This is a genomic window from Selenomonas oralis, from assembly GCF_051603425.1.
Taxonomy (GTDB): Bacteria; Bacillota; Negativicutes; order Selenomonadales; family Selenomonadaceae; genus Selenomonas; species Selenomonas sputigena_A.
In genome coordinates this window covers 2,291,528-2,311,256 of sequence record NZ_CP194411.1, presented here as the reverse complement: position 1 = coordinate 2,311,256, position 19,729 = coordinate 2,291,528, and the positions used below count along the sequence as shown (strand labels likewise).

General features: G+C 45.1%; 13 protein-coding genes. 12 read left to right on the top strand and 1 reads right to left on the bottom strand.

Annotated features, from left to right (window positions below):
• The first annotated feature begins 35 nt into the window (after positions 1-35).
• From ACRTGH_RS10930 to ACRTGH_RS10920, 3 genes are all read left to right on the top strand, one after another.
• Complete coding sequence (locus ACRTGH_RS10930) at positions 36-1,298, top strand: glycosyltransferase family 2 protein (RefSeq protein WP_368846006.1); 1,263 nt, start codon at positions 36-38, stop codon at positions 1,296-1,298.
• A 65-nt stretch (positions 1,299-1,363) separates the two neighbouring features.
• Complete coding sequence (queD, locus tag ACRTGH_RS10925) at positions 1,364-1,744, top strand: 6-carboxytetrahydropterin synthase QueD (protein WP_368846007.1); 381 nt, start codon at positions 1,364-1,366, stop codon at positions 1,742-1,744.
• Positions 1,745-1,747: 3 nt separating this feature from the next.
• A complete protein-coding gene (locus ACRTGH_RS10920; RefSeq protein WP_368846008.1) occupies positions 1,748-2,473 on the top strand; it encodes a 7-carboxy-7-deazaguanine synthase QueE in 726 nt (241 codons plus the stop codon).
• 25 nt (positions 2,474-2,498) lie between these two features.
• Here ACRTGH_RS10920 and ACRTGH_RS10915 read toward each other — a convergent pair whose 3' ends face one another.
• Complete coding sequence (locus ACRTGH_RS10915; protein WP_368846009.1) at positions 2,499-3,299, bottom strand: tRNA 2-thiocytidine biosynthesis TtcA family protein; 801 nt, start codon at positions 3,297-3,299, stop codon at positions 2,499-2,501.
• Positions 3,300-3,582: 283 nt separating this feature from the next.
• On the opposite strand from ACRTGH_RS10915, the gene ACRTGH_RS10910 reads away from it, so the two are divergent.
• From ACRTGH_RS10910 to ACRTGH_RS10870, 9 genes are all read left to right on the top strand, one after another.
• Positions 3,583-5,232 carry a putative manganese-dependent inorganic diphosphatase gene (locus tag ACRTGH_RS10910; protein WP_368846010.1) on the top strand — a complete coding sequence of 550 codons (1,650 nt, stop codon included), beginning with the start codon at positions 3,583-3,585 and terminating at the stop codon, positions 5,230-5,232.
• Positions 5,233-5,318: 86 nt separating this feature from the next.
• Entirely contained in the window at positions 5,319-7,595 is a 2,277-nt protein-coding gene (pcrA, locus tag ACRTGH_RS10905; protein ID WP_368846011.1) for a DNA helicase PcrA, read from the top strand.
• A gap of 7 nt (positions 7,596-7,602) precedes the next feature.
• Positions 7,603-9,624 carry an NAD-dependent DNA ligase LigA gene (ligA, locus tag ACRTGH_RS10900; RefSeq protein WP_368846012.1) on the top strand — a complete coding sequence of 674 codons (2,022 nt, stop codon included), beginning with the start codon at positions 7,603-7,605 and terminating at the stop codon, positions 9,622-9,624.
• Positions 9,625-9,718: 94 nt separating this feature from the next.
• Positions 9,719-12,334, top strand: a complete 2,616-nt coding sequence (gene alaS / locus ACRTGH_RS10895; RefSeq protein ID WP_368846226.1) for an alanine--tRNA ligase — start codon at positions 9,719-9,721, stop codon at positions 12,332-12,334.
• A 167-nt stretch (positions 12,335-12,501) separates the two neighbouring features.
• Positions 12,502-13,521: an HlyD family secretion protein gene (locus ACRTGH_RS10890; RefSeq protein ID WP_438474350.1), complete on the top strand. Its 1,020-nt coding sequence runs from the start codon at positions 12,502-12,504 to the stop codon at positions 13,519-13,521.
• 25 nt (positions 13,522-13,546) lie between these two features.
• Positions 13,547-14,299 carry a 5'/3'-nucleotidase SurE gene (surE, locus tag ACRTGH_RS10885; RefSeq protein ID WP_368846014.1) on the top strand — a complete coding sequence of 251 codons (753 nt, stop codon included), beginning with the start codon at positions 13,547-13,549 and terminating at the stop codon, positions 14,297-14,299.
• A gap of 50 nt (positions 14,300-14,349) precedes the next feature.
• Entirely contained in the window at positions 14,350-15,591 is a 1,242-nt protein-coding gene (locus ACRTGH_RS10880) for an adenosylhomocysteinase (RefSeq protein WP_368846015.1), read from the top strand.
• Between the two features lie 15 nt (positions 15,592-15,606).
• Complete coding sequence (locus ACRTGH_RS10875) at positions 15,607-16,887, top strand: amidohydrolase (RefSeq protein WP_368846016.1); 1,281 nt, start codon at positions 15,607-15,609, stop codon at positions 16,885-16,887.
• A gap of 99 nt (positions 16,888-16,986) precedes the next feature.
• A complete protein-coding gene (locus tag ACRTGH_RS10870) occupies positions 16,987-19,722 on the top strand; it encodes an FtsK/SpoIIIE family DNA translocase (protein ID WP_438474347.1) in 2,736 nt (911 codons plus the stop codon).
• Positions 19,723-19,729: the final 7 nt, after the last annotated feature.

Here is a 19,729-nt window from a genome sequence, read left to right as displayed (position 1 = left end):
GGCGTTTTAGCATGGGATAAAGGGGAAAAGGTTTTATGAACTACGTGTTTGACATTGTGATGGTTCCGTTGCAAATCATCATTTTATTGTTCACGCTTTACTATTTCTTTATCGGTTTTTGCGGCATGTGGCGTCGGAAAGAAAACAAGATTCTTACACCTCAAAAGACATTTGCTGTCATTGTGGCTGCACATAATGAAAGTGCGGTCATCGGTCAGCTTTTGCAAAATCTTAAATCTCTGGAATATCCAAAGGATCTTTATGACATTTACGTTATTGCCGATAACTGCGATGACAATACAGCGGAAATCGCGCATGATTATGGCTGTATCGTTTGTGAGAGACATCATCCAACAAAAAAAAGCAAGGGCTTTGCTATGGAATGGATGTTTGAACGGCTTTTCAAAATGGAAAAAAAATATGACGCTGTTGTTGTTTTTGATGCCGATAATCTTGTGCATCCGCGCTTTTTGTTAGAGATGAACAATCGTTTGCTTAAAGGTGATCGTATTATACAAGGTTATCTCGATGCAAAAAATCCGTATGATACATGGATATCTGGTACATTTGCTATCGCGTTTTGGGTCATTGATCACATCAGTCATTTGGCGAAAACGAATATCGGCCTGTCTGCTGTTCTTGGCGGTACTGGTATGTGCATAGCGACAGATGTCCTCGAACGCCATGGATGGCGGGCAACCTGCTTAACGGAAGATATGGAATTTACAATGAAATCACTGGCAGAGGGCATCAAGACAACATGGGCGCATGACGCTATTGTTTATGATGAGAAACCTCTGACATTCATGCAGTCGTGGAGGCAACGCAAGCGTTGGGCGCAAGGTCAATTTGATGTGGCACATCGCTATATCCCCAAAATGCTTAAAGAAGGAGTCAAGCGTCGAGATATTCGTATCCTGGACGGTTGCCTCTATCTCTTGCAGCCACACTTCCTGATGATTTCCACGTTTTTTATTATCATCAGCTATGTGCAGTCCGCTTTTCCGCCTTTCTACACAAATATCTACAATATCATACCATCACAACTAATGACGGCTATTATGCTTGGCCAATATATTTTGCCGATGATTATTCTGTTGAAAATTCAGGTCAGATGGAAAGCATGGTTTTATATGCTGCTATACCCTGTGTTCATCTATTCATGGATACCGATCATCTTCTTAGGGTTTATACATCGCAATGAACATGAATGGAGCCATACACAACATACGCGTTCGATGAGTTACGACGATATTGTCGGCAATGTCAAGAATACTCGTGATTTGTCCAATCAATAAATAGGAATAAACAGGCTGCCGCAATCTCCTGCGGCAGCCTGTTTGTAAAAAAGGAGTGTTTTTTTATGTTTGAGATCAAGGTTGAAGGAGAATTTGAAGCTGCACATCGAATTGTTGATTATCCGGGCAAATGCGACCGCCTGCATGGCCACAATTGGAAAGTTGAAATACAAATTCGAGGAACCGTATTGGATAAGCTTGGCATGCTGATCGATTTCAAGCTTGCCAAAGCAGCTTTAATGGAAGTGCTTGCAGCATTGGATCACCAATATCTAAATGAGTTGGAACCGTTTCGTGTGATCAATCCAACGGCAGAAAATCTGGCTCAATATATTTACAGGGTGTTAGAAAAACATGAACTTTTTCAAGCAGGATCGGCGTATCTTGCAGCCATTCGCGTTTGGGAGTCGGCACATTCTTCTGTGACATATAGTAAGGAAAGATAGGATATGGACGATAGTATTATCGAAATATTTTCTTCTGTTCAAGGCGAAGGAAAATATATTGGTATGCGCCAGCTGTTTTTGCGTTTTCCGGGATGCAATATCAAATGTCGTTTTTGTGATACCGATTTTTCTGCTACATCCATCTGTCACATGGAAATGATACCGGGATCGGGTAATTTTGAGGAATTGCCAAATCCTCTTTCGGCTGAAATAATTGCCGCAAACCTCAATGATATGTTGGCAAAAGCACATCATCACTCGGTGAGTCTTACAGGAGGTGAGCCGTTGCTTCATGCAGATTTTATCCGTGCACTCGCTCCTTTGCTTCACGCACCGCTGTTTCTCGAGACGAATGGAACGCTTTATCACGAAATGAAAAGTGTAATCGATATGATTTCTTATATCAGTATGGATATTAAACTGCCAAGTGTTACAGGCAAAACACTTTGGTCGGAACATCGTCGTTTCTTGGAATTGGTATACCGTAAGGATGCCTATGTAAAAATTGTAGTAGCGGAAAATACAAGTAACGAAGAATTTCTACAAGCTGTTCATCTTATGGCAGAGAGCAGTCCTGATACGCTTCTTGTTTTGCAGCCTGTGACGCCTTTTGGCGGATTGACTGCACCTTCAGCCATGAAATTGCTCGACTTTCAAGCAAGGGCGTTGGATCTCCTTCCTGAAGTTCGGGTTATCCCGCAAGCGCACCGTATGATGGGATTACTTTAATTAAGATGGCAGATGGCTAGGGATTTTAGGTTTGGGGTTCGAGAATAGAGCTTCTTTTATATGAACGATACGTTTCGAGCATTTCATCTCTCGTCTTTTCGGCAGGCCAAAGTTCTCCGACTGCATTTTTTCGCATTGCCGCAGCCAAATGGCCATAAATTTGCGGATTTTTTTTCTCCCAGTTGGCAACCAGTTCTTTTACTTCTTGTCGCATAGTTGTACCGTCGAGTGGGCAAGGCGAAGGAATAGGTCGGAATCCATGCAGCAGAACAGCCTCGCGAATCTCTTGTTCTCGAAAATAGATCAAAGGGCGAATGACGGTGATTCCTGTGCGGTCAAGATAAGTTTTTGGTGTAAAAGTGTGAATTTGTCCGGAATACAAAAGCCCCATGAGCAATGTTTCTACTGCATCATCGTTGTGATGGGCATAGGCAACCTTGTTGTAATCATGCTCTTTCGCATAGTTATTTATAGCGCCGCGGCGAAAAAAAGCACAGGTAAAACAAGGATTTTTATTCGGAGTCTCATGAATTGTGCCGGCAATATTTACCGGGAATGTTGTAAAAGGAATATCAAGTTCCGCACAAAAAGAGGCAATTTTTCTGACAGGAAAATTATTTGTGAATTGTGGGTCGATTGTTATAGCTCCAAGACAAAACGCTTTCTTCATGCGTTTTTTGAGGATGGCAAGGGCATAGGCAAGGAATATACTATCTTTCCCGCCCGAAATACCGATGAGAATTTTATCACCTTCATTGATAAGCTGAAATTCCACTACAGCTCGCATGAGCTTGCTGAAATAAAGCTGGGGGATCTGCCAATTCATAGATGTGTCCTCGTTTCTTGGATCTTTTTTTTATTATTATATCGTATTATAATTTTGCTTCGGATATTTTGCAAAGCTTTTCTTTGGCAAGGTTTTGCTAAATATAACAGCATTAAGTTTTGGTATTCATCAATATGGTTGAAAAGGAATCGCCAAAGGAGATTCCGCAAGGGTTATATTGAATGATTCGTCTGTTGTTGTTCGGCTTGATTTTTGTTGTTCGCGTAAGCTATAATGGAAACCGTGGAAATGTCATCGTCTGAAAACGGGAGGCTTCTTTTCGATGAAAAATACGAAACCGATATATACGATTGGTCATCGCAATCCTGATACGGATTCCATTTGTTCTGCTATTGGCTATGCACACTTGAAGCAGGCTATGGGCGAAAATGTTGTACCTGCTCGTGCCGGCAAAGTCAATGAGGAGACGAAGTTTGCACTGAATCACTTTCGTGTGGAACAACCGCTTCTTATTACTGACCTCTATCCCCGGGTCAAGGATATCACGCTTGATTGCAGAACTGTTGTAAAGGAGAATGATAGTTTGCGCCATCTTGGCGAAATCATGCGCGAGAATGATCTGAAGTCTGTTCCTGTGGTAAATAAAGAAGAGAAGCTTGTCGGCATCGTGACTGTGAGTGATCTTGCACAACGTTACTTCAAGGAACTCAGTATGCAGAACCTAGCTGATGCGGGCGCTTCTTTTCGGGATGTAATTCGTGTCATCGATGGTGAGGTTATCGTCAATGGAGATGAAAGCGGTAAAATTCGTGGTAATGTACGTATTGCTGCCGGCAGCATTTCAATGATTCAGGATGTTGTCAAGGAACATGATGTTGTTCTGATTGGTGACCGCAGAGACGAAACTCTCATTGATTGCCTTAAGCAGGGAATTGATTGCATGATCGTTACGGGAAATGGTCGTATTTCGGCAGATGTCATTGAAGAGGCAGAAAATCGTCACATGTTGATAATCAATACGCCTTACGATACCTATACTTGTGCCCGGCTTATCAACCAATGTGTTCCTGTCAAGCATATCATGCAAAAAGAACCGGTGTCCTTCAAGCCGCTGGACCTTCTTAGCGATATAAAGGGAACTATGGAGCAGTATAGTTACCGCAATTATCCTGTTGTGGAAAATGGTAAGCTCGTTGGGCTGGTAAGCAAGGATATGCTCATGGTGCCAGAGCGTGAGCGCGTAATTCTTGTCGATCATAACGAACGCGGACAGGCTGTTGAAGGTATTGAAGAAGCCAAGATTTTAGAAATCATTGACCATCATCGTCTTGGCGGCATACAGACAAGTGAACCGATTTTTACGCGTCAAGAGCCCGTAGGTTGTACGGCAACGATTGTCGCCAACATGCATTGGCATAGGGATGTCGATATTCCTCCTGCAATTGCAGGATTGTTGCTCTCTGCTATCCTTTCCGATACGGTGCTTTTCAAATCACCGACCTGCACGCCATATGACAAAAAAACAGCGGAACGTCTGGCAGAAATTGCGGATGTTGATATTATGGAATATGGTATGGCAATGCTCAAGGCCGGCTCGGGAATTGGCAATATGTCTCCGATGGAAATCACTAAGAACGATATGAAGGAATTCCAGATAGGCGATTATCGTATCATTGTGAGCCAGATTTCTGTCATGGATACGAAAGAAGTAATGGATATCGAGGCCGAGCTCATTAAGAGCATGAAACTTGTCTGCAAGCAGGAAGGCTATGACATGAGCCTGGTCATGGTCACGGACATCATTGAAGAAGGCACATGCCTTCTTTATACGGGGTCGCCCAAGACGCTGATAGGTGAGGCTTTTCATAAAGATGCCAGTGGTACTCATATTTATTTGCCAGGCGTTATGTCACGTAAGAAGCAGATCATCCCTCCTCTTTCGGAAGCTGTTAAATTGATAAAGAAGCAGTAAAAGGCACGCGAAAGGCTGTTGCAGCAAGACTGCGGCAGCCTTTTCGTATATGGGAGTACCAGGTACTGCTTGGAAAGGTTGATACAGTGGATATTTTCCATGGATTGAATCCTGCACAGCGTGAGGCGGTTGCGTATTTGAATGGTCCATTGCTTATCATGGCAGGAGCTGGATCGGGAAAGACAAAAGTGCTTACATGCAGAATCGCTAATCTTTTGGCGCATGATGTACCGCCTTACAAAATTTTGGCCATTACATTTACAAATAAAGCTGCAGCAGAAATGCGTGAACGTGTAGATCGTATGATTGGCGGATTGGGCAAAGATATCTGGCTTAGCACGTTCCACTCTTTTTGCGCACGTTTTTTGCGGCGTGAAATCAAGGCTACAGATATCTATAAGGATAATTTTGTTATTTATGACGCTTCGGATTCGAGAACCGTCATTAAAAACTGTTTAAAAGAATTAAATCTTGATGACAAGCAATTCATGCCGGCAAAGATTCAGAATACCATTTCCATAGCTAAAAATCTCATGCTGGGTCCACGTTCTTATGCTAAGCAGGCAGACACATTTCACCAAAGAAAAATTGCAGAAGTTTTTAGCCTGTATGATAAGAAATTGAAAGAAAATAATGCGTTGGATTTTGATGATCTTCTGATGATTTCCGTTAATCTTTTAGAAACGGACAAGGAATTGTGCAATAAGTATCAACGTCGTTTCCAGTATATCCTTATCGATGAGTACCAGGATACGAATGGTGCACAATATCGACTTACGACACTTCTTGCAGGTAAACATCACAATATCTGTGTTGTCGGCGATGCAGATCAATCTATTTATGGTTGGCGAGGGGCAGATATCAGCAATATCCTGAATTTCGAGAAAGACTTTCCTGAAACAAAGACCATAAAACTTGAACAAAATTACCGTTCCACAAAAAATATTCTTGCAGCGGCAAATGCTGTTATACAAAATAATGAAAACCGCAAACCTAAAAAGCTATGGACAGAGAATGTCTCCGGTGAAAGAATTTGTCTTTATCAAGCTATTGACGAACGCGATGAAGCCAGATTCGTCGTCGATACCATACAGAAACAAAAAACTCTTTTTGCCTCTTCGTATGGTGATATCGCTGTCCTTTATCGTACAAACGCACAATCCCGCGTGCTAGAGGAAGCCATGATGTCGGCAGCTATTCCTTATACGATTGTAGGCGGGTTAAAATTCTATGACCGTATGGAAATCAAAGATATCATTGCTTATCTGCATATTCTTTATAATCCGTTTGATTCAGTCAGTCTGCTTCGTATTATCAATGTACCTAAGCGCGGTATTGGCGCAGCGACGATTGGCAAGATTATGGAATATGCTGCCTTAAACGAAGTTTCTCTTTTCGACGTCATTTCCAGTAACGAGATATTGTCGGAACTTGGTCTTAAAGCGCGAGCTAAAAATCTTCTTGAGTCATTTGCTGTATTGCTTTTCAATCTAATGGGAAAATTTGATTCCATGCCGATTTCACGTTTTATTGAAACTTTGTTGGAAGATACAGGTTATTTACAGGCACTTGAGAGTCAAAATACGCCAGACACACAAATGCGCATTGAGAATTTGCGGGAATTCGTTGGTGTCGCACGAGAATTTGAGACAAAAGAGGAAGATTCCTCGCTGGAAAATTTCTTAAACCAGATTGCGCTCGTCTCTGACATTGATACAGCGGATATAGAAGATGACCGTGTAACACTTATGACACTTCATTCCGCAAAAGGACTTGAGTTCCCAACGGTTTTTCTTGTCGGTATGGAAGAGGGGATTTTCCCTCATGCAAGGACGTTGCTGGAACCAGACGAAATTGAGGAAGAACGCCGCACTTGCTATGTCGGTATCACACGCGCCGAAAAAAAACTTTATTTGACCTATGCGCGCTACCGAACATTGTACGGCAAAAGCAATGCTTATCCACCATCGCGGTTTCTGGCAGAAATTCCGGAAAAATATTTGGAACAGCCACAGCGATCAGGAAAAAATTATGGTATAGGACGACCGCAATCTGCTTTTGAGGTATTGCAGGAGCTAAAAAAATCCTCATCGCTTATAAACCTGGTTGGATCAAATCCCGCTCTGCCTATATGTTCGAAACTACGTTCTGTACAGCACAAGGAAAGAACTTCGGAGAATCCAATTCGCCCGAACCTGGATGTGATATGGCGGGAAGGTGATAAGGTGTGTCATGGTAAATGGGGAATCGGTACGATTGTTTCTGTCCGAGGGGAAGGAGAGGAAGTTGAGCTCAAAATTGCTTTTCCGCAAGTCGGTATCAAGGGACTTATGCAAAAATATGCACCGATAGAAAAGATATGAGGTCGCTATGGATATTAAAGAAATAAAAAAAGAGCTTCTGAGGTTACGGCGTACGATTCGCCATCATAATGTTCGCTATTATAATGACGACAACCCAGAAATCAGCGATTATGAATACGATCAACTCATGCTGCGATTAAAATCTTTGGAAAAGGAATATCCTGAACTTATAACAGAAAATTCACCGACACAAATGATCGGTGGTACAGCAAAGCGTACTGTCGGCATATTGGTGCGACATGATGTTCCTATGCTTTCTCTGCAAGATGTTTTCTCACGACAGGAAATTGAATCATTTGTGCATGATGTAAAAGAACAATTGGAAAATCCTGAATTTGTTGTTGAGGAAAAAATCGACGGTTTGTCTCTAGCCCTGCGCTATGAGAATGGTAAGCTTGTGCGTGCTATTACAAGAGGAGACGGCATATTTCAAGGCGAAGATGTAACGGAAAATGCAAAGGTAATAAAGGATGTGGTACAAAACCTTAAAGAAGCCATTCCTTATTTTGAAATTCGCGGCGAGGTTTATATGACACGGGCAGCGTTCACCGCAGTAAATGAACGCCAACAACTACTTGGTCTCAAGCAGTTTTCCAATCCACGTAATTGTGCAGCAGGCACATTGCGCCAGCTCAATAGCCGGATTACGAAAGAGCGGAACCTTTCGCTTTTTATCTTTAATCTGCAAAAAGCAGATGGAATTTCTTTTAAAACACATGAGGAATCCTATGCTTTCATGAGGCGTCAAGGCATCAAGATTATTCATGGCTATCATGTTTGTCATACAGCGGAAGAGGTTTGGACTGCTATTGAAAAAATCGGTAACTCCAGAGGGGAATTGCCCTATGATATCGACGGTGCCGTTATAAAGCTTAATTCTTTTAAGCAAAGAACAGAACTTGGCGCTACTTCCAAGGCGCCGCGTTGGGCCATTGCCTATAAATATCCTCCGGAAGAGAAGGAGAGCATTGTCCGCAGTATTGGACTTTCTGTTGGACGGACAGGTCGCATCACTCCCACGGCTTCCTTCGACCCAATTCGTCTTTGTGGTACAACTGTGGAAAGAGCGACTTTGCACAATCAGGATTTTATTGATCAGCTTGATATTCGTATCGGAGATACAGTTCTTGTTTATAAATCAGGAGAAATTATTCCAAAAATCAAGGCTGTTGTCAAAGAAAAACGTCCCATAGGAACGCAGCCTTTTCAAATAGGCAGCTGCTGTCCTGTTTGTGGGGCAAAGGCGGTGCGAGAAGGAAAATCTGTTGATATAAAGTGCATCAATCAAAATTGTCCTGCACAGATTGAAAATCATATACTGAATTTTGTCAGTCGGGATGCCATGGATATTAAAGGTCTCGGGGAAAAAAATATTGCCGCTTTAATAAAAGGCGGCTACCTCCATAATATTACAGATATATTTCACTTGTTCGAAAAACGTACAGATTTGATTGCAAAAGGAATTGTAGGGAAAGAAAAAAATACAGATAAACTCCTTATGACCATAGATGAAGCAAAAAAGCGCGAGCCTCAATGCCTTTTGACAGGATTGGGCATCTCCGGGATTGGCAAAACAACAGCGGCTTCTCTCATGCGTCATTTCGAATCCTTGGACGCTTTGGCAAAAGCTTCAAAAGAAGAAATTCTTGAAGTTCATGATATGGGGGAGATTAGTGCCAGCAACATATACGAATATTTTCAAAATGAGGAAAATAAAAGGATTTTGGAGGAGCTTAAAGCTCTTGGTCTTAATTTCGTATTACAGAAAGAGGAAGAAAGAACTACAGCTCTTAAGAATCTGACATTTGTCGTAACTGGCACATTAGCCTCATATGGACGAAAGGAAATTACTGCCCTGATCGAAAAATACGGTGGTCGTGTAACGGGTTCCGTCTCGAAAAATACCGATTATCTTGTGGCAGGGGAACGTGCTGGAAGCAAATTACAAATAGCAGAGCATCTTGGTGTAAAAATTCTTTCTGAAGACGAAGTGGTAGATCTTATCAGTCAAGGTAAACTTCCAGAGTAAACTTCCTTTCGCCAACGCACTGGAATAGGTCGGCTGAAATATGATATAATCTCTTGATTAGGATAACGAATGGAGGTAGATTTTCTTGAAATATATGACAGGAAATGAATTGCGTGAGGCATATTTGCAGTTTTTTGCGGAGAAGAAGGGGCATTTGCGGTTGCCTAGCGCATCGCTTATTCCCGAGAATGATCCGACACTTTTAATGATCGGTGCAGGTATGGCTCCATTCAAGCCTTTTTTTACAGGAAAGATGAAACCGCCTCGTACACGTATTACGACGAGTCAACGATGTGTTCGAACCGGAGATATTGAAAATGTGGGACGCACGGCTCGACACCAGACATATTTTGAAATGCTGGGCAACTTCTCTTTTGGCGATTATTTTAAAAAAGAAGCTATCGCTTGGGCATGGGAATTTCTTACAGATGTTCTAGAATTGCCTAAAGAGAAACTTTGGGTGACAGTCTATCCGAAGGATGACGAAGCGGTATCTATTTGGCATGAACAACCAGGTTTTCTGCAAGATCATATCGTAAAACTTGACGATAATTTTTGGGAAATCGGTCCTGGACCATGTGGCCCGGATTCAGAAATTTATATTGACCTTGGAGAAGAGCGCGGCTGTGGAAGTCCGGACTGTGCTGTTGGCTGCGATTGTGACCGTTATTTGGAAATCTGGAATCTCGTCTTTACACAATTTGACCGCACCGAGGAGGGGCAGTATGAGCCTCTTGAACATAAAAATATTGATACAGGCTGTGGTCTTGAAAGACTTGCTTCCGTGATACAAAATAAAAAAACAAATTTTGAAACGGATCTGCTCTTCCCTATCATTGAATATACCTCAAAGATTTCGGGTGTAGTATATGGTGAAAATGCGGAAAAAGATATATCCTTGAAAGTCATCGCTGATCACACTCGTAGTATGGCGATAATGATCATGGATGGTATTATGCCTTCCAACGAGGGTCGTGGCTATGTCTTGCGTCGTATTTTACGCCGTGCTGTACGACATGGCCGGATACTTGGCATACATGACAAATTCCTGGAAGGCGCAGTCGAGACCGTAGTAGGAATTTATGGAAATGCATCTGATTTTGAGGAACTTGTCGATAAAAAAGAATATATCAAGAAGGTTATCAGCCTGGAGGAAGATCGTTTTGCGGCGACATTGGCACAGGGTATGGAACTTCTCACTGCCCATATGGACGATTTACGGTGTGAAGGGAAAAATATTCTTGCGGGAGAAATCGGATTCAAGCTCTACGATACATACGGTTTTCCGTGGGAAGTTACGAACGAGATCCTTCATGAGAATGGCATGGAACTCGACAAGATTGCTTTTGATCGGGCGATGAATGAGCAACGGGAACGTGCCCGTGCTGCACGACAAGAAAATCAACGCGTCGCTGTACCGGATCTTTCGGGGATTGATACGGTGAATCTCCATGTTGATTCAAATGCTGAAGAGTCTACGGTTGTTGCTATTTGGAAAGACGGTGCGCTTGTCGAAGAATTGCATGATGGTGAAGAGGCAGGCATAATCCTGAAAGAAACGCCATTTTATGCGGAAGGCGGCGGGCAAGTGGGCGACGAAGGCTTGCTGCAGAGCGAGTTGGGGCGCATCCATGTGTCAAATGCAAAAAAATTGCCGGATGGAACCGTATATCATATTGGTTATATTGAAGAAGGGATACTGAGGGTTCATGACAGAGTATCCATCAAGATTGATGCCGCAAAAAAGTTGTCCTCAGCACGCAATCATACGGCAACACATCTTCTACAGGCGGCGTTAAAACATGTCGTTGGTGCACAGGTCAATCAGGCAGGATCTCTGGTTACTCCCGAGCGCTTGCGTTTTGATTTTTCTAATTTTGAGCCAGTGACACCGCTTCAACTTGAGGAAGTAGAACGTATGGTCAACGAGCAGATTTTGATGGCAAAGTCTGTCGTCATTTCCCAGATGGAACTTGCTAAGGCAAAAGAAATGGGTGCGATGGCACTTTTTGGCGAAAAATATGGTGATGTTGTGCGTGTTGTGTCTGTGCCTGATTTTAGCATAGAGCTTTGTGGTGGTTCGCATGTGAACAACATCGGTGAGATCGGCATATTCAAAATCATCAGCGAAACGGGCATTGCCTCGGGTGTGCGCCGTATCGAGGCTTTGACAGGTAAAGCAGCCCTTGATTATATGAATGGGAAAGCGGCGACGCTTGCTGCGGCTGCTCAGATCCTTAAATGCCGTGATGATGAAGTTTCTGAACATATCGAAGCCGCACTTGCTGAAAATAAAAAAATGAAATGTGAACTGTCATCGTTCGCAAAAGAGCGTGCCCTGGGTGATGTGGATGTCTTACTGTCTTCCAAGAAGCAGATTGGCGATATTGCTGTTTCTATCGGTGTTGTTGAAGCCAATGATATGGATGAGATTCGAAAGATTGCCGATATGATGCTTGATCGTTTGGTGGATGGTGTGGTGATTCTTGCTGCAAATCATGAAGGTAAAGTAAATCTTGTGGCAAAAGCTAGTGCAAATGCTGTAGCAAAAGGAATTCATGCAGGCAATATCGTCAAAGCTGCAGCGAAGATTGTCGGAGGCGGTGGTGGCGGTCGAAAGGAAATGGCACAAGCAGGCGGCAAGGATCCTTCAAAGATGTCAGATGCCTTAAGAGAGGCAGAAAAGATGATTGCGGAACAAATTGCTTAAAATACAGGCGTAAGTTGGATAAGTAATATTGTATGTCGCTTTGCTTGAAAATAGGCGATCCATTTTTTCTTATATCAGGAATGCTTGGATTTTCCTGATATAATGGTGACTGCGAGACAACAATTGTTTGTCCCCATGGCGGTTCCTTTTAAATGAGGGGGATGTCCTTGGAAGTTGATATTACAAAAAAGGTAAACCATTTCCTGAAATGGGGGTTGGTTGCTGTTTTCCTCATGACCATTCTTTCTGTAGGCGGAATATGGTTTTATCAACGTTCACACAGCTATGTGACTATTGATGATGCGAAGGTGATGAGTGCCCTTGTCAGTGTAAAGACGAGAGCTGACGGCACAGTTGCTGAGATTCTTGTGGAAAACGGTGCGCATGTAAACGCAGGAGATCTCATTGCACGTATCAAAGTCAATGTTACAGACGAAGATTTGCAGCAACTGCAGCAAAACGTCGATTTGGCAAAACGAAGTCTCGCGGAATTGCAAAAAGGGATTCCTGTAACTCAAGCGATCCCAGGAGCCGGAAGCGGAGATGCCTCTTCCGCCCCCGATGTGGCACAAGCAAAGGCGCGTTTGGATCGCATGAATGAGCTCTATGCCATGGGGGCAATAAGCGCGGTGAAACGCGAGCAGGCAGAAGCGGAATACAATGCTGCTGTTGCAGGGAGCCAATCCCGTCCAACTGGCAATGTTGGGTATCAGACCATCATTCAACCCGCTTCGCCTGAGCAAATTAAACAGGCAGAGCTTTTGCTCAAACAGGCGGAAATTGCTTTAGCCAAAGCGCAGAAGGCAAAGGAAAGCACAGAAATCAGAGCGCCTGTTTCAGGTACGGTTTATCTTTCCTCAGAAATTTCTTTGGAAAGAGCCGTAAATGATGGGCAAGTCGTTGCGAATGTCGGTAATGCAGACAACTTATGGATAGAGGCATACATCGAACCAACGCTTAAAGATAAAGTACGTCTCGGACAGTTTGCGTCATATCAAACAAATGGACATGATATACAGGGCACTGTACAGGATATCATAGACCCACAAGAGACAGAAGAGCAGAAAGAGGAAACCAAAGATACGGATGGAACGGGGCAAAAGATTCTTGTGCGCATCTCCGTACCCAAAGATATAGGCGAGGATCTTAAGCCGGATACAAAACTTGTCGTGCGATTGTCTCCCTGATGATATAAAAGAAACGAGGGATAGTTTGCGAATCCTGTTGACAAATGATGATGGTATAGAAGCAGAAGGCATCGAGGCACTTGTCCGCGTGCTTTCACCATGCCATACAGTAGTCGTGGCCGCTCCTGCCAAAGAACAAAGCGGTATGTCCCATGCGATAACGGTCAAGCATTGCATTCGTTTGGATCGATATCGACCATTGGAAGAAAAGTATGGTGTGGCGGCTTACCGTATCGAAGGAACGCCTGCAGATTGTGTAAAGCTTTATCTTGAGGCGATTTCTTCCGATATATATCCAGAGTATGTCATCTCCGGCATCAATCATGGTGCAAATCTTGGCACGGATGTGCTTTATTCGGGGACAGCGAATGCCGCGATGGAAGCATATCTGCACGGTATTACAGCAACAGCAATTTCCCTTGACATAAACGCTGAAATCTCCTACGAAGCGGTGGCCCAAATTATGGCAGAAAATCTTGTCCCTTTATTTTATGAACAGGAGCAGGTAAATTTCTATAATGTGAATTTCCCTAAAAGGTTTGGCTCAAACGGACCGGAGTTTGTTTTTACGCAGCTTGGTCGTCGTGATTATGTCAATGCTTTTCAGCGATTTGAGGATGCCGAAGGCAGGGAATGCTATTTCCTTGGCGGAGAAATTCTCGATGAGGGAAACGACGAAGCAACAGATATTGTTGCCGTGGAACGTGGCTATATCTCTATCACCCCTTTGAAGACGGATCTCACGGATTATGTCTATTTGGAAAAATTGTTGCGGTGAAAATGTCTATTTTGTTTTAATGGCAAAAGAAATTTAGGAGGAGTATGTTTATGGAATCGATGATTAAGGATATCAGTCTCGCACCGTCTGGGCATGATAAAATCAATTGGGTCAAGAACTTCATGCCGGTGATGGAGGCCGTCAACAAAGAATTTTCTATAACAAAACCTTTTGCGGGAAAGAAGATTGTCATTACGCTTCACCTTGAGGCGAAAACGGCATATTTGGCGCTCATTATGAAGAATGCGGGTGCAGAAGTAGCCATCACAGGCAGCAACCCGCTTTCCACACAAGATGATATTGCGGCAGCTTTGGTCGAGGATGGCCTTTATGTTTTCGCAACGCATGCCTGCAGTGATGAAGATTATGAAATGTATATCAACAAGGCGCTCGATATCAAGCCGGATATTATCATCGACGACGGGGGAGATCTTGTAAACCTTTTGCACACGAAGCGGCGCGAGCTTTTGCCCAATATTCTCGGGGGGTCCGAGGAAACGACGACAGGGGTGCATCGCCTCCATTCATTAGCTCGTGCAGGCAAGCTTGAGTTCCCGATGATTGCGGCGAATGACGCTTACTGCAAGTATCTGTTTGACAACCGCTACGGTACGGGGCAGTCGACATGGGACGGCATCATGCGTACCACGAATCTCGGCATTGCAGGGAAGACGGTCGTTATCGCTGGCTACGGCTGGTGCGGCAAAGGCGGAGCCATGCGCGCGCAAGGGCTCGGTGCAAATGTTGTCATCACGGAGGTAGATCCCATCAAGGCGATCGAGGCGGTCTTCGACGGCTTCCGCGTTATGCCTATGGATGAGGCGGCTCGTATCGGCGATATTTTCCTGACATTGACGGGCGATAAAGATGTCATTCGTAAGCATCACTATGAGGTTATGAAGGATGGAGCCATGATGGCGAATTCCGGTCACTTCGATGTGGAAATCAATATCCCCGAGCTTGAAGAGATTTCCGTATCGCGCCGCACGGTGCGCAAGAACATTGAGGAATTCAAGCAGAAGGACGGCAGGAAACTCTATCTTCTTGCGGAGGGCCGTCTCGTGAATCTCGCAGCAGGTGATGGACACCCGGCAGAAATCATGGATCTTTCCTTCGGCGTACAATTTTTCTCAGCGCTTCATATCCTCAATCATCATGCGGAACTTGATAAGAAGGTCTATCTTATGCCAGATGAAATCAACACAAAGATTGCCGAACTTAAGCTCAAAGCAGCAGGTGTTGCTATCGACTATTTAACGGATGAACAGAAGGCCTATCTCGGTCTTGCCTAAGAAGAGGTGCAGGCTATGAAGATTTTAGTTTCTAACGCACTGATTCTCCAAGCGGATGGTACTGTGCTGGAAGGAAATATTGCAATCGAGGGGAATAAGATTGCGGCGATCGGCGAGATTCCCGCTTTGTGGCAGCCCGAGCGCACGATTGACGCGAAGGATAAGCTTGCCATTCCTGGCTTCGTCAACGCCCATACGCATGCATCCATGACGCTTCTCAGAAGCTATGCGGATGATATGAAGCTCATGGATTGGCTGCAGCAGAAGATCTGGCCAATCGAGGCGAAGATGCGAAGCGAAGACATTTACTGGGGCGCAATGCTCGCTGCGGCAGAGATGATTCAAGGCGGCACAACAACCTTCGCTGATATGTATGGTCCCGATATGGAAAAGGTTGCTGAAGTTGCCGAGAAAGCGGGGCTGCGTGCGGTGCTCTCCCGCGGTCTGATCGGTGTGGTTCCTGATGCTGATGAAAAGCTTAAGGAGAACGTGACACTCTTTAAGAATTGGCATAAGAAGGCTGACGGCCGCATTACCGTGATGTTTGGACCGCATGCGCTTTATACATGCCCGCCCGACTATCTGCGCAAAGTGGCAGAGGCGGCGCAGTCGCTTGGAGCAGAGATCCATATCCATATGTCGGAAACGAAGGGAGAAGTGGAGGATTGTTTCAAGCAGTACGGCAAACGCCCCTTCGCGCATGTCGCTTCCACGGGACTTTTTGATAACGGCACGTTGGCAGCGCACTGCGTGCATCTTGATGATGAGGATATCTCCATCATTAAGAACTATGGCATCCGTGTAGCGCACAATCCCGGTAGTAATATGAAGCTTGCAAGCGGCATCGCACCAGTACCGCGACTCCTCGCAGAGGGTATCTGCGTCGCTCTCGGCACGGACGGCACGTCGAGCAACAACAACCTCGACATGCTCGAAGAAGTCAATCTTGCCGCTATGCTGCACAAAGTCGCGAGTTATGATCCTGAGGCTGTACCCGCAAGAGAAGCGCTGCGCATGGGAACGGAATATGGAGCCAAGGCTGTCGGTTTTTCTGATGTCGGGCTCTTGAAGGAGGGCTACAAAGCGGACATCGTTCTCTTTGATATGAATAGCCCCGCTTGGGTGCCGCGTTATGATCCTGTATCGCTGCTCGTTTATTCCGCTAATGCAGCTTCGGTCGATACGGTCATTGTCGATGGACGCATCCTCATGGAGAAGCGCGAGCTTTTAACGCTCGATGAAGAGCGCATCATGTTTGAGACGAAGCGCCATGTCGAGCATCTTCTCGCAGATTAATGCAAGGGCAGGGGAAATGCCTCTCTATGCAAACGTATCCGTATGTCTTTTGCAGCAGCCCTTCACGGGCTGCTGTGATTTTAGATAGGTGATGTCGTTTTGAAAAAAAAAGTTTCCAATAACGGCAAGGGAAGCAGCAAGGGAAAAAAAAGTGCAAAAAACATAAAAGCGACGATGGCAGCGAAGACTCCTACAGGCAGGCGCTATGAAATCATGGGGCTTTTATTCCTTGCTGTAGGCCTTATATCCTTCGGCGGCTTACTCGATTGGAATGTTGGCTTTATTGGCCTTTACTTTGCTAAAATTCTTCGCTATCTTTTTGGCTTGGGATCTTGGGTTGCCTCCGGCGTTATCTTGCTCATCGGTATGCAATATGTGACGAAGCATCGCGGCATCGTCTATTCTACACACTTTTTCGGACTCATAGGGCTCTTTGCTTCCGTGCTTGCCATCCTGCATCATTTCCTTGTACCGGTAGGAGCGGAGATCTTGCCTGAATATCTGGCAACTGCAGGCGGTCTTTTAGGTGGCGGATTGCTTTTTACCATACGCAAATTCTTTGGTGTGACGGGAGCTATCATCCTCTTGGGAACCGGCGTCGTCGTTGCCATTCTTCTTTCGACAACATGGTCACTTGCCGTAGGCATGCTGCGCACAAAGCGCCAAGCGAAGGCGGGCATCGTCAAAGCGAAGGATACGCTCGTCGTCGCGCAGCAGAAGGTGACGCAAGCGGAAAGCATCTTGGGAGAGCATGTGCGCGAAAAGATTAAAAGCTCCTTTTACAATCAAGACAAGGATGAATCCTTCGACCAAGCTTTTTCAGCAGTCGACGAAACCACTGCACCTAGCGAAGATATTCCTACTTCTCCGTATTCCTCGGTTACGGCACCAGAAGCATCTGACGTGCTTCAAGCTCAAGAAGATAATGTCTTTCTTGCTGAAACCGAACCTTCGGTGATAGAAAACGAGCCGACGCATTTTGACTTTATGGGAATACATGGACGAGAAAACCCAGTCGAAGAAACAGTAAGTGATGAAGCGGCATTGGAAGAGGAACGACTGTCTTTTTCCATCGAGTACGCCTCAAATGAATCGAATGACGCAGATGAGGTTTCGGAAATCATTGCAGAACCGCCGCCGGAAATCTCTGATGACTTTGATGTTGTCCCCTTGCCTGCGGATGTCCCTATGGTGGGGGAAGTGCAGGACAAACGCTTCGCCATGATGCAGCCGACAGATTCCACGCAAGCTCTGACGATGAACTTGCCACAAGAAGTTTTTGCATCGCCGCCTGCGCCTGCTTCCGCAGCATTGCCTTCGGTTACACCGGTTTCTCTCGAACCGCAGACGAAACCGCAGGCAGAAACTTCGGCTCAGCCCACAGAGTTGCCTTATGCACTGCCTAAGGTCGCGGAGATACTTGCGGCTCAGGTCAAGAAAAAGAATATCGAGCTTGAGCAGGAAATTGCTGAAAATGCGCAAACACTGTCACAAACCCTGGAAAATTTCAAGGTCAAGGCGAAGATTATCAATGCCTGCCATGGACCCGCCGTCACGCGCTATGAGCTTGAGCCTGCGCCGGGTGTTAAAGTCAGCAAGATCACGAATTTGGCAGATGATCTGGCTTTGAGCCTTGCGGCGTTTTCCGTGCGTATAGAGCCCATTCCCGGCAAAGCAGCTATTGGCATTGAGGTGCCAAATAAGGAGCTTGAGGGAATCCGACTGCGCGAAGTCTTGGAAAAGCCCTCTTTTGAAGCCGCTAAGTCGAAGCTTACAGTCGGTTTGGGCGTTGATATTGCTGGGCAGGGTATTTTTGCTGACCTCGCCAAGATGCCGCATCTTCTTGTCGCTGGCGCTACGGGATCAGGCAAGTCAGTCTGCATCAATACGCTCATTACGAGCATCCTCTTCAAAGCGAAACCTGATGAAGTCAAATTCATTCTCATTGATCCCAAGATGGTGGAGCTTTCTAATTACAACGGCATCCCTCATCTGATGGTTCCCGTTGTCACTGACGCAAAGAAGGCTGCATCCGTCCTGAACTGGTCGGTGCAGGAGATGGAGAAGCGCTATGCCAAGTTTGCACAAACGGGTGTGCGTGATATGGAGCGCTTCAATGCAGCAAATCCTGAGGAAAAGATGCCTGCCATTGTCATCATTATCGATGAGCTGGCTGACCTCATGATGGTCGCACCGCACGATGTGGAAGACGCTATATGCCGTCTCGCGCAAAAAGCGCGCGCCGCAGGCATACATCTCGTGCTCGCAACGCAGCGTCCATCCGTCGATGTTATCACAGGTATCATCAAAGCAAACATTCCGTCGCGCATTTCGTTTGCTGTTTCTTCACAGATTGATTCGCGCACGATTTTGGATATGAGCGGCGCAGAAAAGCTTCTGGGAAAGGGCGATATGCTCTTCTATCCTGTCGGTGTAGCAAAACCGCAGCGAGTGCAAGGCGCTTTTGTCAGTGATGAGGAAGTGGAGCGGCTTCTCGACTTCATCCGAAGTCAAGGACAGCAGATGGAGGAAAACCAAGAGATTATCGAATACACGGAAAATGCCGCTATGGAAGCTAACGATGGGAAAAAAGACGATATTAAAAATAAGGCAGATGAGCTTCTGGGCGATGCCATTGAACTCGTTATGAGTTCGGGACAGGCTTCCACATCAAGTATCCAAAGACGTTTCCGTATCGGCTATACGCGTGCTGCACGCCTTATAGATACCATGGAAGAAATGAAAATTATAGGACCGAGCATGGGCAGTAAACCGCGGGAGATCCTTGTTACCTCAGAAGAAGCTGAAGCCGCCTTGCAGAAAAAAATCAGCTGATTGTGTA